Here is a 24,098-nt window from a genome sequence, read left to right on the forward strand (position 1 = left end):
GCGCACTCATTGCTCCCGACAGGCGGGCATGTGATCCGCTCAAAAAACACAACAAAGAGGGCGAAAAAATGGTGTTGATTCAACGTGCAACAGCGGTCCTGACAGCAGGTGTACTGGCGCTCTCTTGTCACGCAGCAATGGCGGCCGACAGCGTCAACTTCGTCAGCTGGGGCGGCTCGACTCAGGATGCGCAAAAGCAGGCCTGGGCCAATTCCTTCACCAAGAGCACCGGCACCGCCGTGGTCCAGGACGGTCCTACCGACTACGGCAAACTCAAGGCCATGGTCGAGAGCGGCAACGTGTCCTGGGACGTGGTCGATGTCGAAGCCGACTTCGCCCTGCGCGCCGCCAGCGAAGGCCTGCTCGAACCGCTGGATTTCAGCGTCATCAAGAAAGACCGCATCGATCCGCGTTTCCAGTCCGACCACGGTGTGGGCTCCTTCTTCTTCTCCTTCGTGCTGGGCTACAACGAGAGCAAGCTGGGCAAGGCCAAGCCTGAAGACTGGTCCGCCCTGTTCGACACCAAGACCTATCCCGGCAAACGCGCCCTCTACAAATGGCCAAGCCCGGGCGTGCTGGAACTGGCCCTGCTGGCCGACGGCGTACCGAAAGACAAGCTCTACCCTCTGGACCTGGACCGCGCCTTCAAGAAACTCGACACCATCAAGAAAGACATCGTCTGGTGGGGTGGCGGCGCGCAGTCCCAGCAATTGCTGGCCTCCGGTGAAGCCTCGCTGGGCCAGTTCTGGAACGGCCGCACCTACGCCCTCAAGCAGGACGGCGCACCGGTGGGCGTGAGCTGGAAACAGAACCTGGTCATGGCCGACTTCCTGGTGGTGCCAAAAGGCGCGAAGAACAAGGATGCGGCCATGAAGCTGATCGCCGAGGCCGCCAGCGCCAAGGGCCAGGCCGACTTCTCCAACCTGACCGCGTATGCGCCGGTCAATCTGGACAGCGTGCAGCGTCTGGATTCGACCTTGGCCAAGGACCTGCCGACCGCCTACCCTGAAGATCAAATCACTCTCGACTTCGCGTACTGGGCCAAGAACGGTCCTGCCATCGCGTCACGGTGGAACGAATGGCTGGTCAAATGAAAATGACGGCCATTGCGTCCCGTCAATCCAACCCGGCCGGTGGTGCGTCCAGCACCGCCGGCGCGGCATCCACCCAGGCTGTGACGATGAAGCAGACGACCTCCCTGTCGCAACGCTGGAAAGGCAGCCGCAACCTGCTGCCGGCCCTGATCTTCCTCGGCCTGTTCTTTTTCGCGCCGTTGATCGGCCTCTTGCTGCGCGGGGTGCTGGAGCCCACGCCCGGCCTTGGCAACTACGAGCAACTGTTCGCCAACTCGGCCTATGCCCGAGTGCTGTTCAACACCTTCTCGGTGGCGGGCCTGGTCACGCTGTTCAGCCTGTTGCTGGGTTTCCCGCTGGCCTGGGCGATCACCCTGGTGCCACGGGGCTGGGGCCGCTGGATGCTGAACATCGTGCTGCTGTCGATGTGGACCAGCCTGCTGGCGCGCACCTATTCGTGGCTGGTGCTGTTGCAGGCCTCGGGCGTGATCAACAAGGCGTTGATGGCCATGGGCATCATCGATCAGCCGCTGGAGATGGTGCATAACCTCACGGGCGTGGTGATCGGCATGAGCTACATCATGATCCCGTTCATCGTACTGCCGCTGCAGGCCACCATGGCCGCCATCGACCCGATGGTGCTGCAGGCCGGTTCGATCTGTGGCGCAAGCCCCTGGACCAACTTCACCAAGGTGTTCCTGCCGCTGTGCCGCCCGGGGCTGTTTTCCGGTGGGCTGATGGTGTTCGTCATGTCCCTGGGGTACTACGTGACCCCGGCCCTGCTCGGCGGCGCCCAGGACATGATGCTGCCCGAGTTCATCGTCCAGCAGGTGCAATCGTTCCTCAACTGGGGGCTTGCCAGTGCAGCCGCTGCGTTGCTGATCGTGATTACCCTGGTGCTGTTCTACTTCTACCTCAAGCTGCAACCGGAATCCCCGGTCGGCTCGAACCACGCGAGGTAATCCGCCATGCTCCTGACACCCAATGCCATGAGCCCGCGTCTGCGCTGGGGCCTGTATTCGGTCACCGGGCTGATCGCCCTGTTCCTGCTGCTGCCGATCGTGTTCATCGTGCTGTTGTCGTTCGGCTCTTCCCAGTGGCTGGTGTTTCCGCCACCGGGCTGGACACTGAAGTGGTACGTGCAGTTCTTCGGCAACCCGGACTGGATGGCCGCGGCCCTGGCGAGCCTAAAGGTCGCGATCCTGACCACCATCTTCGCCGTGCTGCTGGGCCTGCCGACCGCCTTCGCCCTGGTGCGCGGACGCTTTCCGGGCCGCGACATGCTCTACGGCCTGTTCACTCTGCCGATGATCGTGCCGCTGGTGATTATCGCGGTGGCGGTCTACGCGATGTTCCTGAAACTGGGCTACACCGGCACGCTGGCGTCCTTCGTGGTCAGCCATGTGATCGTCGCGTTGCCGTTCACCATCATCTCGATCATCAACTCGCTCAAGCTGTTCGACCAGTCCATCGAAGATGCGGCGGTGATCTGCGGCGCGTCGCGGATTCAGGCGGTGTTCAAGGTGACCTTTCCGGGCATTCGTCCGGGCATGGTCGCCGGCGCCCTGTTCGCCTTCCTCGTGTCCTGGGATGAAGTGGTGCTGAGCGTGATGATGGCCAGCCCCAACCTGCAGACCCTGCCCGTCAAGATGTGGACCACGCTGCGCCAGGACCTGACGCCGGTGATTGCCGTCGCCTCGACGCTGTTGATCGCCCTGTCCATCCTGGTCATGTTTATCGCCGCGACCCTGCGTCGCCGCAACGAAGCGAGAATGCCTTCATGAGTGCCGTGATCAAAGATTCAGCATCTGCACAAAATCAGCAACAGCCCCTCGTCAGCCTGCGCAACCTGAACAGACATTACGGCGACTTCGCGGCGGTGGACAACATTTCCCTGGACATCAAGGACGGCGAGTTCCTGACCTTCCTGGGCTCCAGCGGCTCGGGCAAGAGCACGACGCTGTCGATGCTGGCCGGGTTCGAAACCCCAAGCTCCGGCGAGATCCTGGTCCAGGGTAAATCCCTGGTCAACGTGCCGCCGCACAAGCGCGACATTGGCATGGTGTTCCAGCGTTACTCGCTGTTCCCGCATCTTTCGGTGCGCGACAACATCGCCTTCCCGCTGGCCATCCGCAAGCTGTCGGCGGCCGAGCGTGACAAGCGCGTGGACGCCATGCTCAAGCTGGTGCAACTGGAGCAATTCGCCCATCGCCGCCCTTCCCAACTGTCTGGCGGCCAACAGCAACGTGTGGCCATCGCCCGCGCGCTGGTCTACGAACCGCGCATCCTGCTGATGGACGAGCCGCTGGGCGCGCTGGACAAGAAACTGCGCGAAGACCTGCAAGACGAACTGCGCCAGCTGCATCGCCGCCTGGGCATCACCATCGTCTACGTGACCCACGATCAGGAAGAGGCCATGCGCCTGTCCCAGCGCATCGCGATTTTCAGCCATGGCAAGATCGTCGGCCTGGGCACCGGTTATGACCTGTACCAGAACCCGCCGAATGCCTTCGTCGCCTCGTTCCTGGGCAACTCGAACTTCCTCAAGCTCAAGGCCCAGGGCAATGGCGCGGCCACGTTCGAAGGCCAGGCGCTGTCGATTCGTCTGACCTCGGGGCTGACCACGGATCAGGACGTGCTGCTGATGATCCGCCCGGAAAAAGCCCAGGCCCTGAGCGTCGAACAGGCCGCCGCCCAACCGCTGCCCACCGGCTGGAACGAAGTCGGGGCCAAGGTCGGCGAGGTGTTGTTCCTGGGTGAAAGCCAGACCTGCACCGTGATGACCGCAGGCGGAACCTCGATGACGGTCAAGGCGTTGTCTGCGGCGGGCATGCCGCTCAAGGCCGGTGACCAGGTGCGGGTACGCTGGGCCACGGCCGATGCGTGCGTGTACACCGAATGGGCCGAGAGCGACCTGAACAAGGCCGCCGGGGCGCATTGAGTCTCTGTTTAACCTACAACCCTGTAGGAGTGAGCTTGCTCGCGATACGTCGTTTCAGACACCACACCCGTGCCTGACCTACCGCTATCGCGAGCAAGCTCACTCCTACAGGTCCGGACACCCCCTCTCCAACTCGCCTATGCTCTGAAGACCCGCGCCCTCAACGTGCAGTCCCGGAGCTTCTCATGAAAACACTGCCCGTCCTGTGCGCCCTGTTGCTGGCCGCTCACTTTACCTGCGCGGTGGCCGAAGACTGGAAACTGGCCAGGGACGAAAACGGCATCAAGGTCTACCTCAGCCGGCCAATCGGTTCCGACTACCAGAGCTTTCGCGGCGTCGCCCGGATCAAGGCCGACATTCCCACCCTCAGCCGTCTGCAAGAGAACCTCACCATCGCCTGCAAATGGCTCTACGCCTGCGCGGACATGCGCCTGCTCAAGGTGGATGGCGACAAAACCTTCGTCTACCTGACCACCGACCTGCCGGCACCGGCCAGCGTGCGGGACATGGTGCTGCAAGTGCAGACCGAGCTGCTGGACAACGGCACGGTCATCCGCCACCTGAGCGCGATCAAGGGCATGGAGCCTGAGGTAGACGGTGTGATCCGCGTCAACGAACTGCACGGCGAGTGGATCATGGTGCCCAGGGGCGAGAGGGAAACGGAGGTGACTTACCAGATGCAGGCCGATCCTGCCGGGGCGATCCCGGCGTGGCTGGCCAACCGGTTCGTGATCGATGCGCCGATGGTGACGCTCAAGACACTTCGGGCGGTGGCCGAACGCCAGGGTGGGCATTCGGCGGATGTGGAAAATCCATAATCATGGCGATCGAACCCGTAGGAGCGCGCTTGCCCGCGACCGCGGTGTGTCAGACGCTGGTGTGGTGGCTGATCTGACGCCGTCGCGGGCAAGCGCGCTCCTACAAATGCGATCTCAGTCAGTGAACCCCAACCGCGCCGCACGAGCCTGATCGGAACGGCCCCGCGTCGCCAGGCAGTAATACAGCGGGCAGGTGATCAAAAGCCCCGCCAGCCAAGACAGGTCCACCCCTTCCAGGTAGTTGGCGCAGGGCCCGACATACAGCGCCGTGTTGGCAAACGGCAACTGCACGATGATGCCAATGAAGTACGCAATGATCGCGTGGGGGTTGAAGCGGCCGTAGATCCCGCCGTCCGGGCTGAAGATCGAGGCGATGTCGTAGTTGCCGCGCTTGATCAGGTAGAAGTCGATCAGGTTGATCGACGCCCACGGCACCAGCACGATCAGCAGCGTCAGGATCAGGCCGATGAACTCCTTGATGAAGTCCCCGGACGCGCCCACTGCCGTGATGCAGCAACCCGCCAGAATTACCGACGCCAAAATCACCCGCACCTTGATACTGGGCGTCCAGCTCGCGGCGAAAGTCTGGATCGAGGTCACGATGGAAAGCACCGCACCGTACAGGTTCAAGGCGTTATGGCTGATGATGTTGAGCAGGAACAACAGCATCAGGACCGGGCCCAGCACGCCGGTGGACTGCTTGACCGCCGCCATGGCTTCAGTGCCTTCCGGCGTTGCCAGCACGGCGACCGCGCCGAAACAGAACGACAATGTGGTGCCCAGGGTTGCGCCGAAAAACGTTGCCCAGAAAGGCCGTGCAATGCCGATATCGCACGGCAGGTAGCGCGAGTAATCCGAGACATAGGGCGAGAAGCTGATCTGCCAGATGATCCCCAGGCACAGGGTCGCCAGGAAACCCGACAGGTTGTAGCCACCGCGGCTGAGGAAATCCAGCGGCAGGTCCTGGCTGAAGATCATCACAAAGCCGGCCAGCAGCGCGGCGCCCATCACCCAGGTGCCGATGCGGTTGAGGGTGTGAATGAAGCGATAGCCGATCACGCCGATGGCCGTTGCGCTCAACGCGCCGATCACCACGCCCGCAGGCAGCGGCACGGAAGGCAGCATGCCGTGGATCGACTGGCCTGCCAGCACGATGTTGGAAATGAAGAAGCCGACGTAGATCAACGCGGCGAAGAACACGATCAAAAGCGCACCGTAACGGCCAAACTGGCCACGACTCTGGACCATCTGCGGAATGCCCATGCGCGGGCCCTGGGCCGAGGCCAGGGCAATGAACACCCCGCCGATCATGTGGCCCAGCGCAATGGCGATCACGCCCCACAACAGGTTGAGGTGAAACACCTGGACCACCATCGCGCCGGTCACGATGGGCAGCGGCGCGATGTTGGTGCTGAACCAGAGGGTGAACAGATCCCGCGCTTTGCCATGGCGCTCGGCCAGGAGAACGTAGTCGACGGTGTGGTTTTCAATCAAATGCGTGGCGTTGCCGCCATGATTCTCGGATGTAGTCATCGTTTCGCCTGAATTCTTGTCTTTGTGGCTAGCTAAAACCATGAAGCGACTGGCAGAGCCTTGCGGCCTTGGTGCGCGCCTTTCAACGCCGCAAACACATCCCTGCACTCACGAGCGAAGCAACCATATTATGGTATGCCAACATTTTACAACCGTCCCACCGGTATTTTTTACCAACGGCAAGGCTCAGATATACAAGGAAAAACCGGTTCAGCAAAGGCTGAAGCGCCGGTTTACAAGGGCTGTGAGGAGATCGAATAGATCCGGGCCGGGATCGACGAAAGAAAAAACACTTGCAGAAAAGGTATTACGGTATACCATCAGACACACAAAACTTATCGCCTTCGGCACCGAACCGCAGAGGTAGCAACATGATCGACGCAACCGTCTACAAGAACGTTATGGGCTCTTTTCCCTCTGGCGTGACTGTGATCACCACCCTCAATGACGACGGTGAAGTGGTCGGGCTGACTGCCAGTGCATTCAGCTCGCTGTCGATGGATCCGCCGCTGGTGCTGTTCTGCCCCAACTACAGCTCCGACTCCTACCCGACCCTGATCAAGAACAAGCGCTTCGCCATTCATTTGCTGTCCGGCTCCCAGCAGAGCGAAGCCTACGCTTTTGCACGCAAAGGCAAGGACAAGGCCGCTGGCATCGAGTGGACCCTGAGCGAACTGGGCAACCCGCTGCTCACCAACGCCACCGCCATCATCGAGTGCGAACTGTGGCGCGAGTACGAAGGTGGCGACCACGCCATCATGGTCGGCGCGGTGAAGAACCTGATCGTTCCCGAGCAGCCCGCCAGCCCCATGATCTACTGCCGCGGCAAGATGGGCGCCCTGCCCGCCCTGGCTTGAAGCTCGTGACTTGCAGCTTGAAGCTTGTAGCTGCTCTCTATTACGGTATACCGAAAAACACCGCAGCGCGGTAAGAACAATCCGAGGTAAGCGTCATGAAATTTTCGTTGTTCGTTCACATGGAACGCTGGGATGAGTCTGTCAGCCACCGCCAGCTGTTCGAAGACCTGACCGAACTGACGCTGATGGCCGAACAAGGCGGCTTCAGCACCGTGTGGATCGGCGAACATCACGCCATGGAGTACACCATTTCCCCAAGCCCGATGCCGCTGCTGGCATACCTGGCCGGCAAGACCAGCACCATTCACCTGGGCGCGGGCACCATTATCGCGCCGTTCTGGCACCCATTACGTGTGGCCGGTGAATGCGCGCTGCTGGATGTGATCAGTAACGGTCGCATGGAAGTGGGCCTGGCCCGGGGCGCTTACCAGGTCGAATTCGACCGCATGGCAGGTGGCATGCCGGCCTCTGAAGGCGGCAAGGCGTTGCGTGAGATGGTTCCGGTGGTCAAGGCGCTGTGGCAAGGCGACTACGCCCACGACGGCGAAATCTGGAAATTCCCGACTTCCACCAGCGTGCCGAAGCCGGTCAAGACCCCGCCGATGTGGATCGCTGCCCGCGACCCTGACTCCCACAACTTCGCGGTGGCCAACGGCTGCAACGTGATGGTCACGCCATTGATGAAGGGCGATGAAGAAGTTGTCGATCTGAAGAACAAGTTCGAAGCCGCACTGGCGAACAACCCTGGCGTGCCGCGCCCGCAACTGATGGTGCTGCGTCACACCCACGTGCATGCCGAGAACGACCCCGAAGGCTGGAAAGTCGGCGCCCGGGCCATCGCGAAGTTCTACCGCACCTTCGATGCCTGGTTCGGCAACAAGACCACGCCGGTCAATGGCTTTCTCGCGCCAAGCCCGGAAGAGAAGTTCGCCGAACGTCCGGAATTCTCCCTGGACAGCCTGCACAAGACCGCGATGATCGGCACGCCCGAGGAAATCATTCCGCGCATCAAATACTACCAGGAACTGGGCGTCGACGAGTTCAGCTTCTGGTGCGACAACAGCCTGCCCCACGCCGAGAAGAAGAAATCCCTGGAACTGTTCATCAAGCATGTGGTGCCTGCGTTTCGGTGAAACAGCGCACGGCTTGCGGGCGTCGGCGTTCTCAAGATCGCCCCCGCGGGCAAGCCCGGCTGCTACGAGGGCGAGGTGTTCGCAGATTCTGTGTTCACACCAAACCCGTAGCAGCGCGGCTTGCCGGCGGGGACGTCCTCACGGCCGCCACCACGGGAACGCCCTGAACCTTGTAGGAGCGCGCTTGCCCGCGACGGCGTCGTGTCAGGCGACGGCGATGTTGCAGACAGATCGCTATCGCGGGCAAGCCCGCTCCTACAAAGACATCAATGCCCGAACAGCGCCTGCACCTGGTTGTAACCCATGCTGCTGTGGGTCACGGCATCGGACGCGCCCTCTTCCAGAAACCCCCGCGCCAGCTCTTCAGCCTGTCCCCAGAGATTGAGCACCATGCTCGAACCGGCACTCAGCCGATGCACGCCCAGTTTCGCCAACTCATCGGCCGACGGCAGTCCAGGCCGGGCCAGCACGTTGATCGGCAGGTCCACACCCGCAACGATGGCCTTGATCTGCTCCAGGTCGGTCACTGCCGCCACGAACAACCCATCGGCCCCGGCCTCGCGGTACAAGCGCCCGCGCTTGAGCGTCTCCTCGACTCGCAATTCTTCACTCACAAGACTCGCCAGATACACATCCGTGCGCGCATTGATGAACACGTCCAGGCCATTACGCGCCGCCATGTCCTTGATCGCCTCGATCTTGCGCGCCAGCAACTCTGGCGCGTCCGGGCCGTCCTCGAGATTGATGCCCACCGCGCCCACATCCAGCACCCGCTTGATATTCTGCGCGACGGTCAGCGGCTCGTCGGAGTAGCCGTTTTCGATGTCCACCGACAGCGGCACCTTGATCACCCGAGCGATGCTCTGCGCGACGCCCACGGCAACGTCCACCGGAAACACCCGGCCATCGGCATAGCCCTGGCTCCAGGCGACACCGGCGCTGGTGGTCGCCACCGCTTTGGCCCCCAGGCTTTCGACCAGCCGCGCACTGCCAGCATCCCAGACGTTGGGCAGACGCAGAACCGTGGTTTGGTGGTGCAGGTCACGAAAGGTCTTGGCAGAAGCAGGCATGTTCATCTCCATTGAAAGTGCTGTGATTATGCGAAAGTTGTGCGAGCAGGCAGTCTAGAACAGCGACGCCTGAACTGCTTGTCGGGGTGTACGCGGCAGACAGCCTTCCAACGTCAACAGCAAGGCCTTGGCCTCAAGCCCTCCGGCGAATCCTGTGAGCGAACCGGAACTGCCGATCACCCGATGACAGGGCGCGACGATGGAAATCGGATTCTTGCCGTTGGCCGCGCCCACCGCACGCACGGCCGCCGGATTGCCGATCTGGGTGGCGATGTCGAGGTAGCTGCGGGTCTGGCCGAACGGGATGGTCAGCAGTGCATGCCAGACCTTTTTCTGGAATTCGGTGCCGTGGAATTCCAGATCCAGCTCGAAACGATCGCGGGTGCCGGCAAAATATTCGGCCAGTTGCTGTTCGGCACGGTCCAGGATTTCGCTGCTCTCTGCCTCGGCCATGGGGCCGAGCAACACCCGATTGGGCCGTTCGTGTTCCCAGAGAATGGCCGCCAGACGCGGCCCCTTGGCCACCAGTTTCAACTGGCCGACCGGAGAGTCGATGAAGCGGTAGGTGAAGTTCATGGCAAGGCTCCTGCGCTTGACGATGAGCCCATGTTAACCGCGCCGGCGCGCAGTTCCATCCAGTTCTTGCGGTCTAATTCGTGTCAGCCGCCCTTGGCCTTGCCCGCCACGTCCGCCGCCGAATTCCAGATATGCAACGCCGCGTACGCACGCCACGGCCGCCAGGCTTCGGCCCGGGCCTTGTGCAGCGCAAGCCTGGTGAGGGTCGGGTCCTGGCCGGTCATGAGGTTCATCAGCACCAGATCCGACGCAGGCCAGGCATCGGGGTCGCGCCAGGCGCGCATGGCGATGTATTCCACGGTCCATGGGCCGATGCCGGGCATGGCCAGCAATTGCTGGCGCAGCTCGCTGGTGTCGCCATGGGCGGCGTCCAGGCACAGCTCGCCATTGGCCACCGCTGCCGCCAGGCGTTGCAGGGTTTGCACGCGCTTGCCGGGCATGCCGATCTTGTCCAGATTGACCTGCGCCAGCGCCTGCGGTGTCGGGAAACGCCAGGCCAGCGGATCGAGCGGATCGGCCGCCACCTGCGTCCCCGCCCGCTGCACCAGCCGCCCGACAATGGTGGTCGCGCCCTTGACGCTGACCTGCTGGCCAACGATGGTGCGCACCACCAGCTCGAAACCGGAAAACGCACCCGGCACCCGCAACCCAGGCCGCAGCTTGACCAACGACGCCAGCCAGGGGTCCGCCGACAGATCGGCATCGATCTGCCCCGGCTGGGCATACAGGTCGAACATATGGGAGATCGGCGCAATCAGCTCATCAATGTAAGCGCTGACCTCACCGTGCAAGGTCGCGACCAGGTGATTGCCCTCGGCGGCCAGCGTCACCGACAACCAGCCGAAATGCCCTTTGTAGTCGATGTTGCGCCGGTACTCGCCACCAACAATGGCCTCGACGCCGGCGGTCGCACGCCCGGCAAAAAAGGCGAGCATGCGTGGCCAGTCGAAGGGGGGAATGAAGGGCAAGAGGCGCGTGGCGTGGGGAGCGATGAGTGCTGACATCGATAAGGCCGGACAAGATGTGGACCGGCCAAACGCTAACGTACTTTACAGGTTTACACAAAACCCGTAGCAGCACGGCTTGCCGGCGGGGACGGTCTCAAGGACGCCGTCGCGGGCAAGCGCGCTCCTACAGGTTCGAGGTCAGGCATACAACCACAGACACCCCGTAGCAGTCCGGCTTGCCGGCGTCGCGATGCAGAACCTTCGCAATGTCAAGGATCAGGTCGGACACCCAACCGCGCCGTCGTTGAGATTCTGCTTGTAGTTCTCGTACTGCAACGTGGCCTTGCCGTTGTTCCATTTGAGAGTGAGCACCAGCACGGAGTCGAAGTCATCGCCGGTCCAGTCGTCGACCAGCTTGAGGCGTTTGCCGGAGGCTTCCTCGGCGACCTTGTTGATCAGCTCGGGCAGGTAGCCATGGGACCAGGCGGTGTAGATGGTGGCGTCGTGGTATTTGTCGCGCATGAACTCGTCGGCCAGGTCGCTGGTGTCGTTGGCGGCGAAGTCGATGTTCACTGGCAGGCCCAATTTGATGGCGCTCGGACCGACGGTCATCAAGGGTCGCAGGTAGCTGTAGGAGTGATCGCCCTCACCCTCTTCCACGTGGCGGCTGGGGTTGGCGGCGAAGATGAAGTCAGCCTTGCCGAAGGTGTTCGGCAGCACCGTGGAGAGGTCGATGGCGCGGTTCAAACCCTGGCAGTTGAGCTGCCCCAGGCCCATGGCCGGCTTTTCTGCGTGGCGCAGGAAGACCAGGGTCTGGGTGCCGTTCTTGGGTTCGGCGTGCACGCCCTTGCCTGCCACGAACCAGAACACTGCCGAGCAAACCAGCATGATCGGCAGGAAGAAATACGCAAAACGCTGGCGTGCCAGGGAGAGAACGGAGGATTTGAAAAAGGTCATGTCGGCCTGGAGTTCTGATGATGCGTGAGGGGCATGTGTGCCCTGTGCAACGTCCCTGTGAACTGGCGATCAGCTAGCGAGATGCAGCCTAGCGAAGCTTTATGTCCGTATGAAGAATGACCATCAGATGGCAAATAGCCTCAGAGGTTGCATGCAAGCCCCTGATTTATCGGATTTTTGGCCCAACGGTATGTAAGAGAATGTGTATCGCGCGCCTCATGCAGGCAATTGCCGAGGCTTGTAGCGGCTGCACACCAGGGCGCTGACCACCACCGCAAGGCCCGCCAGGCTGTACACCCACACCGGCGATGCCACAGGCAGCAGGATCCCGGCCAGCAGCGGCCCGACTCCGGCACCGATGTCGCGCCACACCGCATTGCCTGCCAGCGCCTGCACCCGAGCCGCACCCGGATTGCGCTCGGCTACGAGGGTGGTCACCAGGGGCAACTGCAACGCCCGCAGGATCAGCACCCCACCTGCGCCGAGGATCAGCCAGTGAAAGCCGAAGGCCGTCAGCGCAAGCGTGGTCAGCGCGGAGAACACCACCAGCATCCGCACCGCGCCGTAACTGGCCGCCGCACGTCCGCCGAGGGGACTGAGCAGCATTTCCGAGGCATAGCGCAGCGCCAGCAGCACCCCGGCAATGAACACCGCGTTGCCGCCCAATACCGATTGCGCCTGCAAAGACAGGCCGAAGATGAACAGCCCGTCCAGCGCCACGCCTTCGATGAAGGACCAGATCGCCACGCTGTCCGGCGCCTTGAAGCGGCGCCCTCCTGCGGTGGGCATTGCATGGGGAATATTGGGCAGGCCTTTGGCAACCAGTATCGCCGCCAGGGAGAAGAACGCCAGAATCAGGAAAATCACTCGCGGGCCGTAATGCAGGCTTATCAAGGCGCCGATGGGCAAGGCCAGCATCGGGCCTATGGCGATGATCGCCCGCGATGTGCCGGACCTGCGCGCCGCACCACCGGCCTCGGATGTGGCCAGCGCCTGGGTTGAGAGGTTCAGCGCGCCAAAGGTCAGGCCCCAGCCCAGGCGCAGGATCAGCAACCACCAGAAACCGGTGATGAACGAATTGCCGAACGCGCACAGGGCCGACACCGTGGCCGCCAGCATCACGGTCGGGCGGTCGCCGAATCTTGCGTAGAACCGCACCACGTAGCTGTAGCCGAAAATCCGCACCAGGCGGTTGGCTGCCAGCAGTATCCCCGCTTCGGCCAGGGTGATACCGAATGCATCGGTGTTCATCGGCAACAGCAGGTACAACAGGACGTCACTGGGCAGGCACAGGCTTAGGACGGTCGCCGAACGGCGGGAGGCTGAATCGGCATCTCGGGCGGCAGGCATGCGCAGAAAGGTCCTGTAACACAAATGAAATTGCAGCATGCAGATATGGCCGGGCCATGGCAACAGGTGTTCACCACAAAACCCGTAGCAGCATGGCTTGCCGGCGGGGGCGTTTTCGAGGTCGCAATCCCGGGCAAGCGCGCTCCTGCAAGGCAGGGGTGCTCGCAGCATTTGGGTTCACCACAGAACCCCGTAGCAGCACGGCTTGCCGGCGGGGGCGTCCTCAAGATCGCTCCCGCCGGCAAGCCGTGCTGCTACGGGGGGCCAATGTGGTCATGGGATTTGTGATGGGGATGCCCACCTTTCATCCGATCTTGTGTTGACGATTCCCGCGCTTTGGTGTTTCCTGAAACCGGTTTCAGAGCAACGCACGCTCTGCGAAAGAAAGCCTGCTGATAAATCCAATAAGGGTCAGGCCGTGAACAGTATTCCGACATCGACGCGCTCGCGCGTCACCATGAATGACGTGGCTGACCTGGCCGGCGTCTCCAAGGCCAGCGTCTCGCGCTTCATCGGCGAAGACCGCCAGTTGCTGTCCCAGGCGATCGCCCAGCGCATCGAGCAGGCCATCGACACCCTCGGTTACCGCCCCAACCAGATGGCCCGTGGCCTCAAGCGTGGGCGCACGCGGCTGATCGGGATGCTGGTGGCCGACATCCGCAACCCCTACTCCATTGCCGTGATGCACGGCGTCGAAACCGCCTGCCGCAAGCACGGCTACAGCCTGGTGGTGTGCAACACCGACCGCGATGACGAACAGGAGCGCCTGCACCTTGCCGCGCTGCGTTCGTACAACATCGAAGGCCTGATCGTGAACACCCTCGGCCATCACCTGGACGAACTGCGCGAGCTGCACGAAGAACTGCCGATGGTGCTGGTGGATCGCAAGGTCGATCAGTTGCAGAGCGATCTGGTCGGGCTGAACAACGTCGCGGCAGTCAACCAGGCCCTCGATCACCTGCAGGAACAGGGCTTCGGCGACATCCTCATGGTCACCGAACCCCAGGACGGCACCAGTTCCCGCATCGAGCGAGTCGATGCGTTCAAGGCTGGGATCGCTCAGCGTCCGAATTTGCGCGGCCAGGTCCGGGAAACCGGCGAGCATCTGCGCGAGCAACTGCGCGAATTCCTCGCCCAGCGCAGCCACGGTCACAAGGCGCTGTTCACCGCCAACGGCGTGGCCACCCTGACCACCACCCGCCAGTTGCACGAACTGGGCTGCCGCCTGTTCGACGACATCGGCCTGATCGCCCTCGACGAACTGGACTGGTACCCGCTGGTGGGCAGCGGCATCACTTCGCTGGCCCAACCGACCCACGACATCGGCGTCACCGCCTTCCAATGCCTGCTCGATCGCCTGCGTGGCGATCAGGAGCCCGTGCGTCTGTATGACTTTCCGGCGCAACTGATCGTGCGCGGCTCGACACGACAGCGACCCTGAGCGTTTCCCTTTAACGACCGCAGGTCCGCAAACCTGCTGATTCGAAGAACTTCCTTCGGGCACCTCAGCTCGAACAAAAATGAAACCGGTTTCAGAGGACAATAACAATGAACCGATTCCCCGTTGCCATCAGCCTGGGCGCCTACGGTGCCGACTACGTTCGCCAGATCGGCCAGGCCAGTTTCATCCCCCTGCTGGCGGCCGCAGGGGTTACGCGCATCGAGGTGCGTGAAGAACTCCTGATGGGCGAAGACCTACCAACGCTGGCCCAGGCCATTCGCGACCAGGGTCTTGAGTGCCTGTACTCGGCGCCGCTGGAGCTGTGGCTGGCAGGACAACACCAGCACGATCCTGAACTGGAAACCACCCTGCAACGGGCCACTGCCTGTGGCGCCGCCTGGCTCAAGGTTTCCCTTGGGCATTTCACCGAAGACAGTGACGTCGCGGCGCTGGCCGAGCGCCTGGCCCGTTACGATGTGCATTTGCTGGTGGAGAACGACCAGACGCCCCAAGGCGGCCGCATCGAACCCTTCAGGCAGTTCTTCGCGCGGATCGACGCCCTGCAAATGCCCATCGGCATGACCTTCGATATCGGCAACTGGAAGTGGCAGGAGCAGTCTCCAAGCGAGGCCGCACAGCATCTAGGGCGCCATGTCGAATACCTGCATTGCAAGGCCGTGTCGCGCAATGCCAGCGGCAAGCTGATTGCCGTACCGCCCCGCGAGGCCGATCTGCAGCAGTGGGAGCAGTTGCTCGCGCACATGCCGGTCGGTGTGCCCCGCGCCGTTGAATACCCATTGCAGGGCGAAAACCTGCTGGACGTCACCCGCACCCAGGTCGACGCCCTCGCCCGCCTCGGCCAGCCACAGCTTCAACATGCCCCGGAGGCGCTGAGCCATGCCTGAGATCGATATCCTTTCCTTCGGCGAAACCATGACCATGCTGGTGGCCGAACAGTCCGGCGATCTGGCTGCGGTCCGCCACTATGAGAAGCGCATTGCCGGCGCCGACAGCAACGTCGCCATCGGCCTGTCCCGGCTGGGTTTCAACGTCGCCTGGCTCAGCCGGGTCGGCAACGATTCGATGGGCCGTTTCGTCACCCAGAGCCTGGAACAGGAAGGCGTCGACTGCCGCCATGTGACGGTGGACCCGGCGCATCCGACCGGTTTCCAGTTCAAATCCCTTGAGCTTGAAGGCGCCGACCCCGTGGTCGAGTACTTCCGCCGTGGCTCGGCGGCCAGCCACTTGTCGGTGAATGATATCGTCCCTGACCTGCTCAAGGCCCGTCACTTGCACGCCACCGGGATTCCGGCGGCGCTCTCGCCCACCTGCCGCGAGCTGTCCCACGTGTTGATGACGCAAATGCGCGATGCCGGGCGCAGCGTGTCCTTCGATCCCAACCTGCGCCCCTCGCTGTGGCCGGATCAGGCGACCATGATCCGCGAAGTCAACCGCCTGGCGGGCCTGGCCCATTGGGTGATGCCAGGCCTGGCCGAGGGCGAACTGCTCACAGGTTTCGACACCCCGTCCGAGATCGCCCGGTTCTATCTGGACATGGGCGTGGAAGCGGTGGTCATCAAGCTCGGCGCCAAGGGCGCGTACTACCGCACCCAGTTGAACGAAGCCTTCGTGCCCGGCGTGCCGGTGGCCAAGGTCGTAGACACCGTGGGCGCAGGCGACGGCTTTGCGGTGGGCGTCATCAGCGCCCTGCTGGAAAACCTCGACTTCGCCCAGGCCACCGCCCGTGGCAACTGGATCGGCAGCCAGGCGGTCCAGAGCCGCGGCGACATGGAAGGCCTGCCGACCCGCGTGGCGCTGCAAACGGCCGAAACCCGTAAAGATCCGCGACGACAAACCGCCTGAATTCACATGCCTTGCAACGACTCTGTTCAATCACCTGCTGCGACAAAAACAACATGCTCAGGGAGCCCAACATGGAAAAGCTACTCGACACCGTGAAGCACGCCGGCCTCAAACGTCGCTGGCTGCTCATCATGCCTATCGTCTTCATCACCTACAGCCTCGCCTACCTTGACCGCGCCAACTACGGCTTCGCCGCCGCCTCCGGGATGGCCGAAGACCTGCACATCACCCCTGGCATGTCGTCGTTGCTGGGTGCGCTGTTCTTCCTGGGCTACTTCTTCTTTCAGGTGCCCGGCGCGATCTACGCGCAGAAAAAGAGCGTCAAGAAGCTGATCTTCGTCAGCCTGATCCTGTGGGGCAGCCTGGCCACCCTGACCGGCATCGTCTCCAACGCCTACATGCTGATCGCCATCCGCTTCATGCTCGGCGTGGTCGAAGCGGCGGTCATGCCGGCCATGCTGGTGTACCTGTGCTACTGGTTCACCAAGGCCGAACGCTCGCGGGCCAATACCGTGCTGATCCTCGGCAACCCGGTGACCATGCTCTGGATGTCGGTGGTGTCCGGCTATCTGGTGGCGCATTTCAGCTGGCGCTGGATGTTCATCGTCGAAGGTCTGCCTGCAGTGATCTGGGCCTTCATCTGGTGGCGCCTGGTGGACGAGCGTCCGGCCCAGGCCAAATGGCTGACCGCTGACGAGAAGACCGAACTGCAAGCGCGCCTGGACGCCGAGCAAGTGGGCATCAAGCCGGTGAAGAACTACGCCGAGGCTTTCCGCTCGCCGAAAGTGTTGCTGCTGGCCGCGCAGTATTTCTGCTGGAGCATCGGCGTCTACGGCTTCGTCCTGTGGCTGCCGACCATCATCAAGAAAGGCATGCAGATGGACATGGTGGAGGCCGGCTGGCTGTCGGCGCTGCCGTACCTTGCCGCAGTGATCGGCATGGTCGTGGTGTCCTGGGCGTCGGACAAACTGCAGAAACGCAAACTGTTCGTCTGGCCGCCGCTGCTGTTGGCCGCGTTCGCGTTCTACGGCTCATACGCCCTGGGCACCGAGCATTTCTGGTGGTCGTACTCGCTGCTGGTGATCGCCGGCGCCTGCATGTACGCGCCTTACGGGCCGTTCTTCGCCATCGTCCCGGAAATCCTGCCGGCCAACGTCGCAGGCGGCGCCATGGCGCTGGTCAACAGCCTCGGCGCGCTGGGCTCGTTCGCCGGTTCCTACCTGGTGGGTTACCTCAACGGCGCCACTGGCACCCTGAGTGCCTCGTACCTGTTCATGAGCGGCGCGTTGCTGGTCTCGGTTGTGCTGACGCTCATGCTCAAGCCGGACGCCGCCGCAAAGCCCCTGCGCGATGAGCCCAGTGTTCGTCGCAGCCCTGCGCACCCCTGATCTGGAAACCTTTGCATGAAACCACACGTCGTTCTCTACAAGTCCCTCTCGGCGCCGCTGATGCAGCGCCTGGAGGATCACGCGCAGGTCACGCTGATCGAAGATGTCAAAAGCCCCGGCGGGCTGGCGCGCCTGCGTGATGCGCTGCCCCAGGCGGACGGATTGCTCGGCGCGAGCCTGAAGATAGACGGGCCGCTGCTGGACCTTGCGCCCAAGCTGAAAGTTATCTCCAGCGTTTCCGTAGGCGTGGACAACTACGACCTCCAGGACCTGACCCGGCGCGGGGTCCAGCTCACCAACACCCCGGATGTGCTGACCGAAACTACAGCAGACACAGGCTTTGCGCTGATCATGGCCAGCGCCCGGCGCGTGGTGGAACTGGCGAACATGGTGCGCGACGGCCAGTGGAGACAGAACATCGGTCCCCGGCACTTCGGCAGCGATGTGCACGGCAAGAAGCTGGGCATCATCGGCATGGGCCGGATTGGCGAAGCGCTGGCGCAACGGGGCAACCTGGGGTTCGGCATGCCGGTGCTCTATCACAGTCACTCGCGCAAGCCGGCGGTAGAGGCACGATTCGGCGCGCAGTACCGCAGCCTTGAGGACCTGCTCAAGGAAGCGGATTTCGTCTGCCTGACCCTGCCCCTGACGGCAGACACCGAGGGCCTGATCGGTGCCGCTCAGTTCGCGCTGATGCGCCCCGAGACGATCTTCATCAACATCGCCCGGGGCAAGGTGGTGGACGAGAAGGCGCTGATCGAAGCCCTGCGCAACAAGCAGATCCGCGCGGCCGGGCTGGATGTTTTCGAGCAGGAGCCGCTGGCTCAGGACTCGCCATTACTGGCGCTGGACAACGTGGTCGCCACCCCGCACATGGGTTCGGCGACCTTCGAAACCCGCGAGGCGATGGCGCGTTGTGCGGTGGACAATCTGCTGGCGGCACTGGCCGGCGAGCGGCCGCCGAATCTGGTAAACCCCGAAATCTGAAGTTCAACGACCTGTAGGAGCGCGCTTGCCCGCGATGGCGTCGTGCCTGCCACCCACAAGGTCGCAGACATATCGCATTCGCGGGCAAGCGCGCTCCTACGCGCCGGGGTGTTCGGGCAATTGTTGTTTCACCCCGGCCCCGTAGCAGCCCGGCCGGGCTGGTTCAATCAGATCTTGAACCGCGTCACCATCGCTTTCAGGTCCACCGCCAGACGCGACAACTCGTGGCTGGCGGCGCTGGTCTGGTTCGCCCCTGCCGCTGATTGCGCGGCCAGGTCACGGATGTTGATCAGGTTACGATCCACTTCGCGTGAAACCTGAGCCTGCTCTTCCGACGCGCTGGCGATCACCAGGTTGCGTTCGTTGATGCGCGAGATGGCTTCGGTAATGAGTTCCAGCGCATCGCCGGCTGAACTCGCCAGGCTCAACGTGCTGCGAGTGCTGTCGGTGTTGCGCGACATCGATTCCACGGCATCGCCTGTGCGCGTCTGGATCCCCGCTACCATCTGCTCGATTTCCGTGGTCGACTGGGCCGTGCGGTGTGCCAGCGCCCGTACCTCATCGGCCACCACGGCAAACCCGCGCCCTGCCTCGCCCGCCCGCGCCGCCTCGATGGCGGCGTTGAGGGCCAGCAGGTTGGTCTGTTCGGCAATCGAACGAATCACGTCCAGCACCTTGCCGATGTCACGACCCTGCTCGGCGAGACCTTCCACCAACCCGGTGGTGGCCTGGATCTGCTGGGTCATGTCCTGAATCGAGCGCACCGTCTCGACCACCCGATCACGCCCCTGACGCGCCGTCTGGTTGGACTCCTGCGACGCTTCGGAAGTGGACACCGCGTTGCGCGCCACCTCCTCCACCGCTGCAGTCATCTCGTTGACCGCCGTGGCCGCCTGTTCGATTTCGTTGTTCTGTTGTTGCAGGCCGCGGGACGATTCCTCGGTCACGGCGCTGAGCTCTTCCGCCGCCGATGCCAGTTGAGTGGCAGACCCTGCAATCAGCTCGATGGTCTTGCGCAGGTTCTGCTGCATGGTCGACAACGAGCGCAACAACTGCGTGGCTTCATCCTTGCCATCGATCTCGATTGGCTTGGTGAGATCGCCCCCGGCAATTTCTTCGGCTACACGAACCGCTCTATTCAGCGGGTTGACGATACTTTTGGTCAGCAGCCAGGCCAGTATCACCGTCAAGAAGACCGCAATAACCGACACCACGATGATGCCGATATTGGCATTGTCATATTGCTCTTTTGAAATAACCGCCGCTTCCCGGGCACCGGCCTTGTTGATAGTGATGAGCTGGTTGATCTGCACCCCCATCAAATCCGTGGCATCTTTCATCCGCGTATTGATCAAGTTGCGCATTTCTTCAGCCTTGTCCTGGCGTGATAACTCCAGCACTTGAGCCTGTACATCGAGAAAGGTCGCCAGGGTCGCTTCGAACTGGTGATAAACCACCAGTTCCTCGCCTTCGGCAGGAAGTGCCGCGTAATTCTTCTTGGCTTCCTGCAACTTGCCGATCAGCTCGGCGATGCGCGCGTCGGTTTCACGCAGCGCCGCAGGATCGCGGTTGACCAGCGTGCGGAACGAGGTGATGCGCAGGCGCAGGCTGTTTTCCAGCATCCCGCCCAGGTAGCCGACACTGGGCAGCTGGTTGGTTTCCATGTCGGTGGTCGCCTGGCGAATCAGCGCCATGCGGTTGACGGAGAAAAAGCCGAGTCCGATCACCAGTACGGCGATGAACGCAAACCCCAGGAATGCGCGTGGCGCGATGTTCATGTTTCGTATCGACATGGAAGTACTCTCGTGAAAGATCCGGCTCATCGGATAAATGCGACTAACGCACCCACCAATGCCTTCTCTGATATCGGCCGGCTTTGTCGATAAATTCAGTGCGCTTTAATACTTTTTTTAAACACGCGCTTTAGTGGATCCAATACTTCAACGCAAAACGTTTGCGTGTTAAGCGAGCGTTACAGCGTAAAACAGAAGATGGGCATTTAACGGGCTGGCTTGTCGCAGAAGTAGTGGCCCAGTGCCTTAGTTTTAAATAACGATTGCGCATCAGAATCGTGCGCGCACGGATATAAAGGAATATGACCCACGTCAAAAATCTGTAATTTTTATGGTCTGTAGGATTTTTTTCTCACTACTGTCAGAACTCGGTGCTACCTTTATCTGGCGCGTCCACTTATCGACCAACGTGAAAGACATAACAGGTAGTGCGGAGCTCTGGCTCAAGCATTGCGCCGTTGCTCGAACCTGGCCTGACACAACCGTTTTCCTGCCCTGCGGAGCTACACAATTGCTCGATTGAACGAGGTGGGTCCCATGAATAAAGTCACGTTCCCCAACGCCTGCCAGCTGATGCGCTGGCATTTTCATCCTGTGGGCTTTGAAGCCAACATGGATGCACCCAGCAGCATGGTCGCGCGCCTGTTCGACCGTGCCAGCGGTGAAACGGTGATCGCCATTGCCGGCATCCCGTGCGCGACGGTGATGAACGCGATGGACGTGGAACGCATTATCGAAGCCATCGAGCTGGAACTGGAGACGTTCGCCCCCAGCCGTATCGAGTATCTGCAGCGGGCGTGACACCCGATCTCGACCCACTGCCACGTCCCTGTAGGAGTGAGCTTGCTCGCGATTTGGCATCACAGTCAGCACAGAGTTGGCTGGTCCGACGCCATCGCGAACAAGCTCACTCCTACAGAAGGTATCGATGGCCGTGGAAATTATGTTTCGGCAGTCATCCCGCCACGCCGATCTTCGAAAAATGGCTTATCGGAAGCGATCCTCGCTGACGCCCTCGGCACAGCCGCCTCATCATTGCCCGCCGCGTCGATGAACCAGTAGCAATGGCGCACCGCGCGGGTGATCGCGACGTAGGCCAGGCGCAGGACTTCATCTTTCTGCGCGTTATCGAACGCCTCCAGATCGCCCTCCTTGCCCAGCTCCGCCAACGGATAGACCTGATTCTTGTACGGCGACTGGGTCAGGTGCTGGCAATCGCCGAGCAGGAACACCGCATCGGCCTGCAGGCCCTTGGAGCTGTGGTAGGTCAGCTGCTTGAGCCGGCGCTCGTGGGGCGGCAGCGCGTAGTCGGCATCGACCAGCGCGGTCAGCGCCTCGGGCAATTTGCTGCGCTCGCTGCCCTTGCGGTACAGCAGCAGCACCGAATCTCCGGCGTTGTAATGCTCGATCAGGCTGGCCACCAGGCGATCGTCGTCGCGGTCGAGCACCGTGACCGGCAGCAACTCCTGCACCGGCCCACTGGCCCGGGCCTTTTTGCCGCTGATCGCAGGCGCCGCGCGCACGATGTGCTCGGCGGCGTCGATGATGTGCTGGTGGCTGCGGAAGTTGTCGCTGAGCATGACCTTGGTGGTCGACGGCGACGAGAACTCCTTGGGGAACTCCATGAAGAACTTCGGCGAACTGCCGCGCCAGCCGTAGATCGACTGCCAGTCATCGCCCACGCACAACAGCGACGAGCGCTGGGCGCCACGCCCGACGTGTAGCGAGGCACCGCGGCTGCGCACTTCCCGCAGGCTGGCGCGAATCCAGGAAACGATCTGCGGCGAGACGTCCTGAAATTCGTCGATCATCAGGTGCGACAGCGGGCGCAATCCCTCGTCGCTGACCAGCTTGAGGTTCTCCGGCGAGTTCTCCCCAAACAGGGAGAACATGCGGTTGTAGGTCATGATCGGCGGTGTCTGGGCCAGCAAGTGATCCTCGAAAGCTTTCCAGAACAGGCTCAAGGCTTCGAAGAAGAAGCGGTCCGGGTCCTGATCGGAAAAGCTCATCTGCGCCACCGCGTCCGGCACGTCCAGGCCCAGGTTCTCGATGAAACCTGCGGCCGCGACGAAGCAATCGAGCAACGGCGCGGCGCTCAGCTCGCCCTTGACCTTGTAGTCGAAGCCCGGCCCCGCCACCGCGGCACCCGACAACGACTGCATCATGCCCCGGGAAGCCTCGTAGTTTTCCAGCCAGATCACCGGCTTGCGGCAGAACGCCTGGAACAGCGTGCGCTTGATGACCCACTCGGCCCACACCGGCAGCTTGGCGTCCGGGCGGCGCAGGTGCTGGTCTTCGCTGGGGTCGAAACCCAGGACAATCCAGGCGTCCAGTTCGGCGGCGTAACCGTGGACATGGAACGTCAGGCCGCTGACCTCGACCGTCTGGCGCATCGGCTCCACGCCCTGGATCGGCCAGGCACCCTTGCGGATCCACAGGTCCTCGATCACGTCGCACAGTTCTTCGTCACGCTTGGACGACAGGCCCATTACGGTGATGCGTTTCTGCACGTCGGGGTGGTCGCGGTCCAGTTCCTTGAGCTGCAACGAATGCCGATACAGCGGCGCCATCACTTCGCGGAAACGCTGATTGCTGGCGTACAGGTCGCGGTAACACAGGTTCATCTGCTGACGCTGGGCGTCGTTGATGCGCAGGTCGAACGGGTTGCTGTCGGCGCCATCGTTCAACAGCGGGTTGCCGAACAGGTCGGCGCCCTGGCTGCTGAGGTTCTCGAACGCCTGCAATTGCTCGAAGCCCGGCAGACTGCGGACCAGCGGCAGAATGCGCGAGTGGAAGGTGCGCACCACTTCGCGGGCCTGGCGTTGGGTCAGGTCATGGCCCCAAAGGCCCATGATCTCGATCAGTTTGTTGATGAAGTCCTTGCGTGACTCGCGGGTGAATGTCACCACGGTCATGGAGTCCAGCTCGAAACCCAGATAGTGGTTGAGCAGCAGCACCCGCAGTACCAGCGAGGTGGACTTGCCCGCCCCCGCGCCTGCGATCACGTAGGTGGACGGCGTGTCGCTGAAAATCATTTTCCATTGCGCAGTGGTCGGCTGCGCGTGGGGCGGGAGTTTTTCGGCGACGTCGGCCTTGATGCGCTTCTTCAACTCGTTGGTCAACGGCAGGCGCCAGTCATCGAACAGGTGCTCGTCAACCTTGGGTCCACGGTGTTCCTGAGGGCGCGTGTCACGAATCACCAGCACCCGGCGCCCTTCCTCGATGCCGTCCATGCGGCCCTCGGCATAGCCTTCGTCCATGCCTTCGGCGTGGCCGTTGAGGTAGCCATCGGCGTGGCCCTGATGCCAGGACGGCACGTGCTGTGCCTGCAGGCGCAAAAGGCTGCTACTGATCATGCGCGCCAGCAGGCG

21 protein-coding genes and 1 pseudogene are annotated in these 24,098 nt (G+C 62.3%); 13 read left to right on the top strand and 9 right to left on the bottom strand.

What is annotated here, in order from left to right; all coding sequences use genetic code 11:
• Positions 1–68 precede the first annotated feature (68 nt).
• The 5 genes from ACIPOO_RS12215 (at position 69) to ACIPOO_RS12235 (ending at position 4,832) form a co-directional block, all read left to right on the top strand.
• Positions 69–1,094, top strand: coding sequence for an ABC transporter substrate-binding protein (locus tag ACIPOO_RS12215; RefSeq protein WP_400607093.1), 1,026 nt, complete (start codon positions 69–71; stop codon positions 1,092–1,094).
• Positions 1,091–2,035, top strand: coding sequence for an ABC transporter permease (locus ACIPOO_RS12220; RefSeq protein ID WP_274130898.1), 945 nt, complete (start codon positions 1,091–1,093; stop codon positions 2,033–2,035). The genes ACIPOO_RS12215 and ACIPOO_RS12220 overlap by 4 nt, the downstream gene beginning before the upstream one ends.
• A 6-nt stretch (positions 2,036–2,041) precedes the next feature.
• A complete protein-coding gene (locus ACIPOO_RS12225) occupies positions 2,042–2,857 on the top strand; it encodes an ABC transporter permease (protein WP_400607096.1) in 816 nt (271 codons plus the stop codon).
• Entirely contained in the window at positions 2,854–4,014 is a 1,161-nt protein-coding gene (locus ACIPOO_RS12230; RefSeq protein WP_400607098.1) for an ABC transporter ATP-binding protein, read from the top strand. The genes ACIPOO_RS12225 and ACIPOO_RS12230 overlap by 4 nt, the downstream gene beginning before the upstream one ends.
• A gap of 185 nt (positions 4,015–4,199) precedes the next feature.
• A complete protein-coding gene (locus ACIPOO_RS12235) occupies positions 4,200–4,832 on the top strand; it encodes an START domain-containing protein (RefSeq protein ID WP_400607100.1) in 633 nt (210 codons plus the stop codon).
• 114 nt (positions 4,833–4,946) lie between these two features.
• Here the strand turns inward: ACIPOO_RS12235 and ACIPOO_RS12240 are convergent, their stop codons facing one another.
• Complete coding sequence (locus tag ACIPOO_RS12240; RefSeq protein ID WP_400607102.1) at positions 4,947–6,365, bottom strand: purine-cytosine permease family protein; 1,419 nt, start codon at positions 6,363–6,365, stop codon at positions 4,947–4,949.
• Between the two features lie 371 nt (positions 6,366–6,736).
• On the opposite strand from ACIPOO_RS12240, the gene ACIPOO_RS12245 reads away from it, so the two are divergent.
• Positions 6,737–7,222 (top strand): flavin reductase family protein, encoded by a 486-nt coding sequence (locus ACIPOO_RS12245; RefSeq protein WP_400607105.1) that lies wholly within the window; start codon positions 6,737–6,739, stop codon positions 7,220–7,222.
• Between the two features lie 95 nt (positions 7,223–7,317).
• Positions 7,318–8,355: an LLM class flavin-dependent oxidoreductase gene (locus tag ACIPOO_RS12250; protein ID WP_400607107.1), complete on the top strand. Its 1,038-nt coding sequence runs from the start codon at positions 7,318–7,320 to the stop codon at positions 8,353–8,355.
• Between the two features lie 266 nt (positions 8,356–8,621).
• Here ACIPOO_RS12250 and ACIPOO_RS12255 read toward each other — a convergent pair whose 3' ends face one another.
• From ACIPOO_RS12255 to ACIPOO_RS12275, 5 genes are all read right to left on the bottom strand, one after another.
• Positions 8,622–9,425 carry an isocitrate lyase/phosphoenolpyruvate mutase family protein gene (locus ACIPOO_RS12255; RefSeq protein ID WP_400607109.1) on the bottom strand — a complete coding sequence of 268 codons (804 nt, stop codon included), beginning with the start codon at positions 9,423–9,425 and terminating at the stop codon, positions 8,622–8,624.
• Positions 9,426–9,479: 54 nt separating this feature from the next.
• The gene (locus ACIPOO_RS12260) at positions 9,480–10,001 is read right to left on the bottom strand and encodes a methylated-DNA--[protein]-cysteine S-methyltransferase (protein WP_400607111.1); all 522 of its coding nucleotides are present in this window, start codon (positions 9,999–10,001) and stop codon (positions 9,480–9,482) included.
• A gap of 83 nt (positions 10,002–10,084) precedes the next feature.
• Positions 10,085–11,005, bottom strand: a complete 921-nt coding sequence (locus ACIPOO_RS12265) for a DNA-3-methyladenine glycosylase family protein (RefSeq protein WP_400607114.1) — start codon at positions 11,003–11,005, stop codon at positions 10,085–10,087.
• Positions 11,006–11,224: 219 nt separating this feature from the next.
• On the bottom strand, positions 11,225–11,836 hold the full coding sequence (locus tag ACIPOO_RS12270; protein ID WP_400607739.1) for a hypothetical protein: 612 nt from the start codon (positions 11,834–11,836) through the stop codon (positions 11,225–11,227).
• Between the two features lie 285 nt (positions 11,837–12,121).
• Positions 12,122–13,255, bottom strand: a complete 1,134-nt coding sequence (locus tag ACIPOO_RS12275; protein ID WP_400607116.1) for an MFS transporter — start codon at positions 13,253–13,255, stop codon at positions 12,122–12,124.
• 457 nt (positions 13,256–13,712) lie between these two features.
• On the opposite strand from ACIPOO_RS12275, the gene ACIPOO_RS12280 reads away from it, so the two are divergent.
• From ACIPOO_RS12280 to ACIPOO_RS12300, 5 genes are all read left to right on the top strand, one after another.
• The gene (locus tag ACIPOO_RS12280; protein WP_400607742.1) at positions 13,713–14,696 is read left to right on the top strand and encodes a LacI family DNA-binding transcriptional regulator; all 984 of its coding nucleotides are present in this window, start codon (positions 13,713–13,715) and stop codon (positions 14,694–14,696) included.
• A 107-nt stretch (positions 14,697–14,803) separates the two neighbouring features.
• The gene (locus ACIPOO_RS12285; protein WP_400607118.1) at positions 14,804–15,601 is read left to right on the top strand and encodes a sugar phosphate isomerase/epimerase family protein; all 798 of its coding nucleotides are present in this window, start codon (positions 14,804–14,806) and stop codon (positions 15,599–15,601) included.
• Positions 15,594–16,559, top strand: coding sequence for a sugar kinase (locus ACIPOO_RS12290; protein ID WP_400607120.1), 966 nt, complete (start codon positions 15,594–15,596; stop codon positions 16,557–16,559). Before ACIPOO_RS12285 ends, ACIPOO_RS12290 begins: the two co-directional genes overlap by 8 nt.
• A gap of 71 nt (positions 16,560–16,630) precedes the next feature.
• Positions 16,631–17,947 (top strand): MFS transporter, encoded by a 1,317-nt coding sequence (locus tag ACIPOO_RS12295; protein ID WP_400607122.1) that lies wholly within the window; start codon positions 16,631–16,633, stop codon positions 17,945–17,947.
• 15 nt (positions 17,948–17,962) lie between these two features.
• Positions 17,963–18,934, top strand: coding sequence for a 2-hydroxyacid dehydrogenase (locus ACIPOO_RS12300; RefSeq protein WP_400607124.1), 972 nt, complete (start codon positions 17,963–17,965; stop codon positions 18,932–18,934).
• A gap of 167 nt (positions 18,935–19,101) precedes the next feature.
• Here the strand turns inward: ACIPOO_RS12300 and ACIPOO_RS12305 are convergent, their stop codons facing one another.
• Together ACIPOO_RS12305 and ACIPOO_RS12310 are read right to left on the bottom strand one after the other, a co-directional pair.
• Positions 19,102–19,965, bottom strand: coding sequence for a methyl-accepting chemotaxis protein (locus ACIPOO_RS12305; RefSeq protein WP_400607745.1), 864 nt, complete (start codon positions 19,963–19,965; stop codon positions 19,102–19,104).
• Positions 19,960–20,757 (bottom strand): annotated as a pseudogene (locus tag ACIPOO_RS12310) (MCP four helix bundle domain-containing protein); the annotation flags it as partial. The pseudogene ACIPOO_RS12310 and the gene ACIPOO_RS12305, both read right to left, overlap by 6 nt.
• 489 nt (positions 20,758–21,246) lie before the next feature.
• Here ACIPOO_RS12310 and ACIPOO_RS12315 point away from each other — a divergent pair.
• Positions 21,247–21,528, top strand: a complete 282-nt coding sequence (locus ACIPOO_RS12315) for a DUF1652 domain-containing protein (RefSeq protein WP_400607127.1) — start codon at positions 21,247–21,249, stop codon at positions 21,526–21,528.
• Positions 21,529–21,668: 140 nt separating this feature from the next.
• On the opposite strand, the gene ACIPOO_RS12320 is transcribed toward ACIPOO_RS12315, so the two are convergent.
• Positions 21,669–24,083, bottom strand: a complete 2,415-nt coding sequence (locus ACIPOO_RS12320; RefSeq protein ID WP_400607747.1) for a UvrD-helicase domain-containing protein — start codon at positions 24,081–24,083, stop codon at positions 21,669–21,671.
• Between the last annotated feature and the right edge of the window lie 15 nt (positions 24,084–24,098).

The organism is Pseudomonas sp. NPDC090201 (genome assembly GCF_044746825.1).
In the GTDB taxonomy this organism is placed as follows: Bacteria; Pseudomonadota; Gammaproteobacteria; order Pseudomonadales; family Pseudomonadaceae; genus Aquipseudomonas; species Aquipseudomonas putida_AD.

Coding starts and splice junctions, on each gene's coding strand:
- ACIPOO_RS12280 (WP_400607742.1), top strand. CDS start 13,713: ATGAATGACGTGGCTGACCTGGCCGGCGTCTCCAAGGCCAGCGTCTCG.
- ACIPOO_RS12260 (WP_400607111.1), bottom strand. CDS start 10,001: ATGAACTTCACCTACCGCTTCATCGACTCTCCGGTCGGCCAGTTGAAA.
- ACIPOO_RS12220 (WP_274130898.1), top strand. CDS start 1,091: ATGAAAATGACGGCCATTGCGTCCCGTCAATCCAACCCGGCCGGTGGT.
- ACIPOO_RS12270 (WP_400607739.1), bottom strand. CDS start 11,836: ATGCTGGTTTGCTCGGCAGTGTTCTGGTTCGTGGCAGGCAAGGGCGTG.
- ACIPOO_RS12275 (WP_400607116.1), bottom strand. CDS start 13,255: ATGCCTGCCGCCCGAGATGCCGATTCAGCCTCCCGCCGTTCGGCGACC.
- ACIPOO_RS12300 (WP_400607124.1), top strand. CDS start 17,963: ATGAAACCACACGTCGTTCTCTACAAGTCCCTCTCGGCGCCGCTGATG.
- ACIPOO_RS12250 (WP_400607107.1), top strand. CDS start 7,318: ATGAAATTTTCGTTGTTCGTTCACATGGAACGCTGGGATGAGTCTGTC.
- ACIPOO_RS12245 (WP_400607105.1), top strand. CDS start 6,737: ATGATCGACGCAACCGTCTACAAGAACGTTATGGGCTCTTTTCCCTCT.
- ACIPOO_RS12320 (WP_400607747.1), bottom strand. CDS start 24,083: ATGATCAGTAGCAGCCTTTTGCGCCTGCAGGCACAGCACGTGCCGTCC.
- ACIPOO_RS12235 (WP_400607100.1), top strand. CDS start 4,200: ATGAAAACACTGCCCGTCCTGTGCGCCCTGTTGCTGGCCGCTCACTTT.
- ACIPOO_RS12215 (WP_400607093.1), top strand. CDS start 69: ATGGTGTTGATTCAACGTGCAACAGCGGTCCTGACAGCAGGTGTACTG.
- ACIPOO_RS12305 (WP_400607745.1), bottom strand. CDS start 19,965: ATGCAGCAGAACCTGCGCAAGACCATCGAGCTGATTGCAGGGTCTGCC.
- ACIPOO_RS12225 (WP_400607096.1), top strand. CDS start 2,042: ATGCTCCTGACACCCAATGCCATGAGCCCGCGTCTGCGCTGGGGCCTG.
- ACIPOO_RS12230 (WP_400607098.1), top strand. CDS start 2,854: ATGAGTGCCGTGATCAAAGATTCAGCATCTGCACAAAATCAGCAACAG.
- ACIPOO_RS12295 (WP_400607122.1), top strand. CDS start 16,631: ATGGAAAAGCTACTCGACACCGTGAAGCACGCCGGCCTCAAACGTCGC.
- ACIPOO_RS12290 (WP_400607120.1), top strand. CDS start 15,594: ATGCCTGAGATCGATATCCTTTCCTTCGGCGAAACCATGACCATGCTG.
- ACIPOO_RS12240 (WP_400607102.1), bottom strand. CDS start 6,365: ATGACTACATCCGAGAATCATGGCGGCAACGCCACGCATTTGATTGAA.
- ACIPOO_RS12265 (WP_400607114.1), bottom strand. CDS start 11,005: ATGTCAGCACTCATCGCTCCCCACGCCACGCGCCTCTTGCCCTTCATT.
- ACIPOO_RS12255 (WP_400607109.1), bottom strand. CDS start 9,425: ATGCCTGCTTCTGCCAAGACCTTTCGTGACCTGCACCACCAAACCACG.
- ACIPOO_RS12285 (WP_400607118.1), top strand. CDS start 14,804: ATGAACCGATTCCCCGTTGCCATCAGCCTGGGCGCCTACGGTGCCGAC.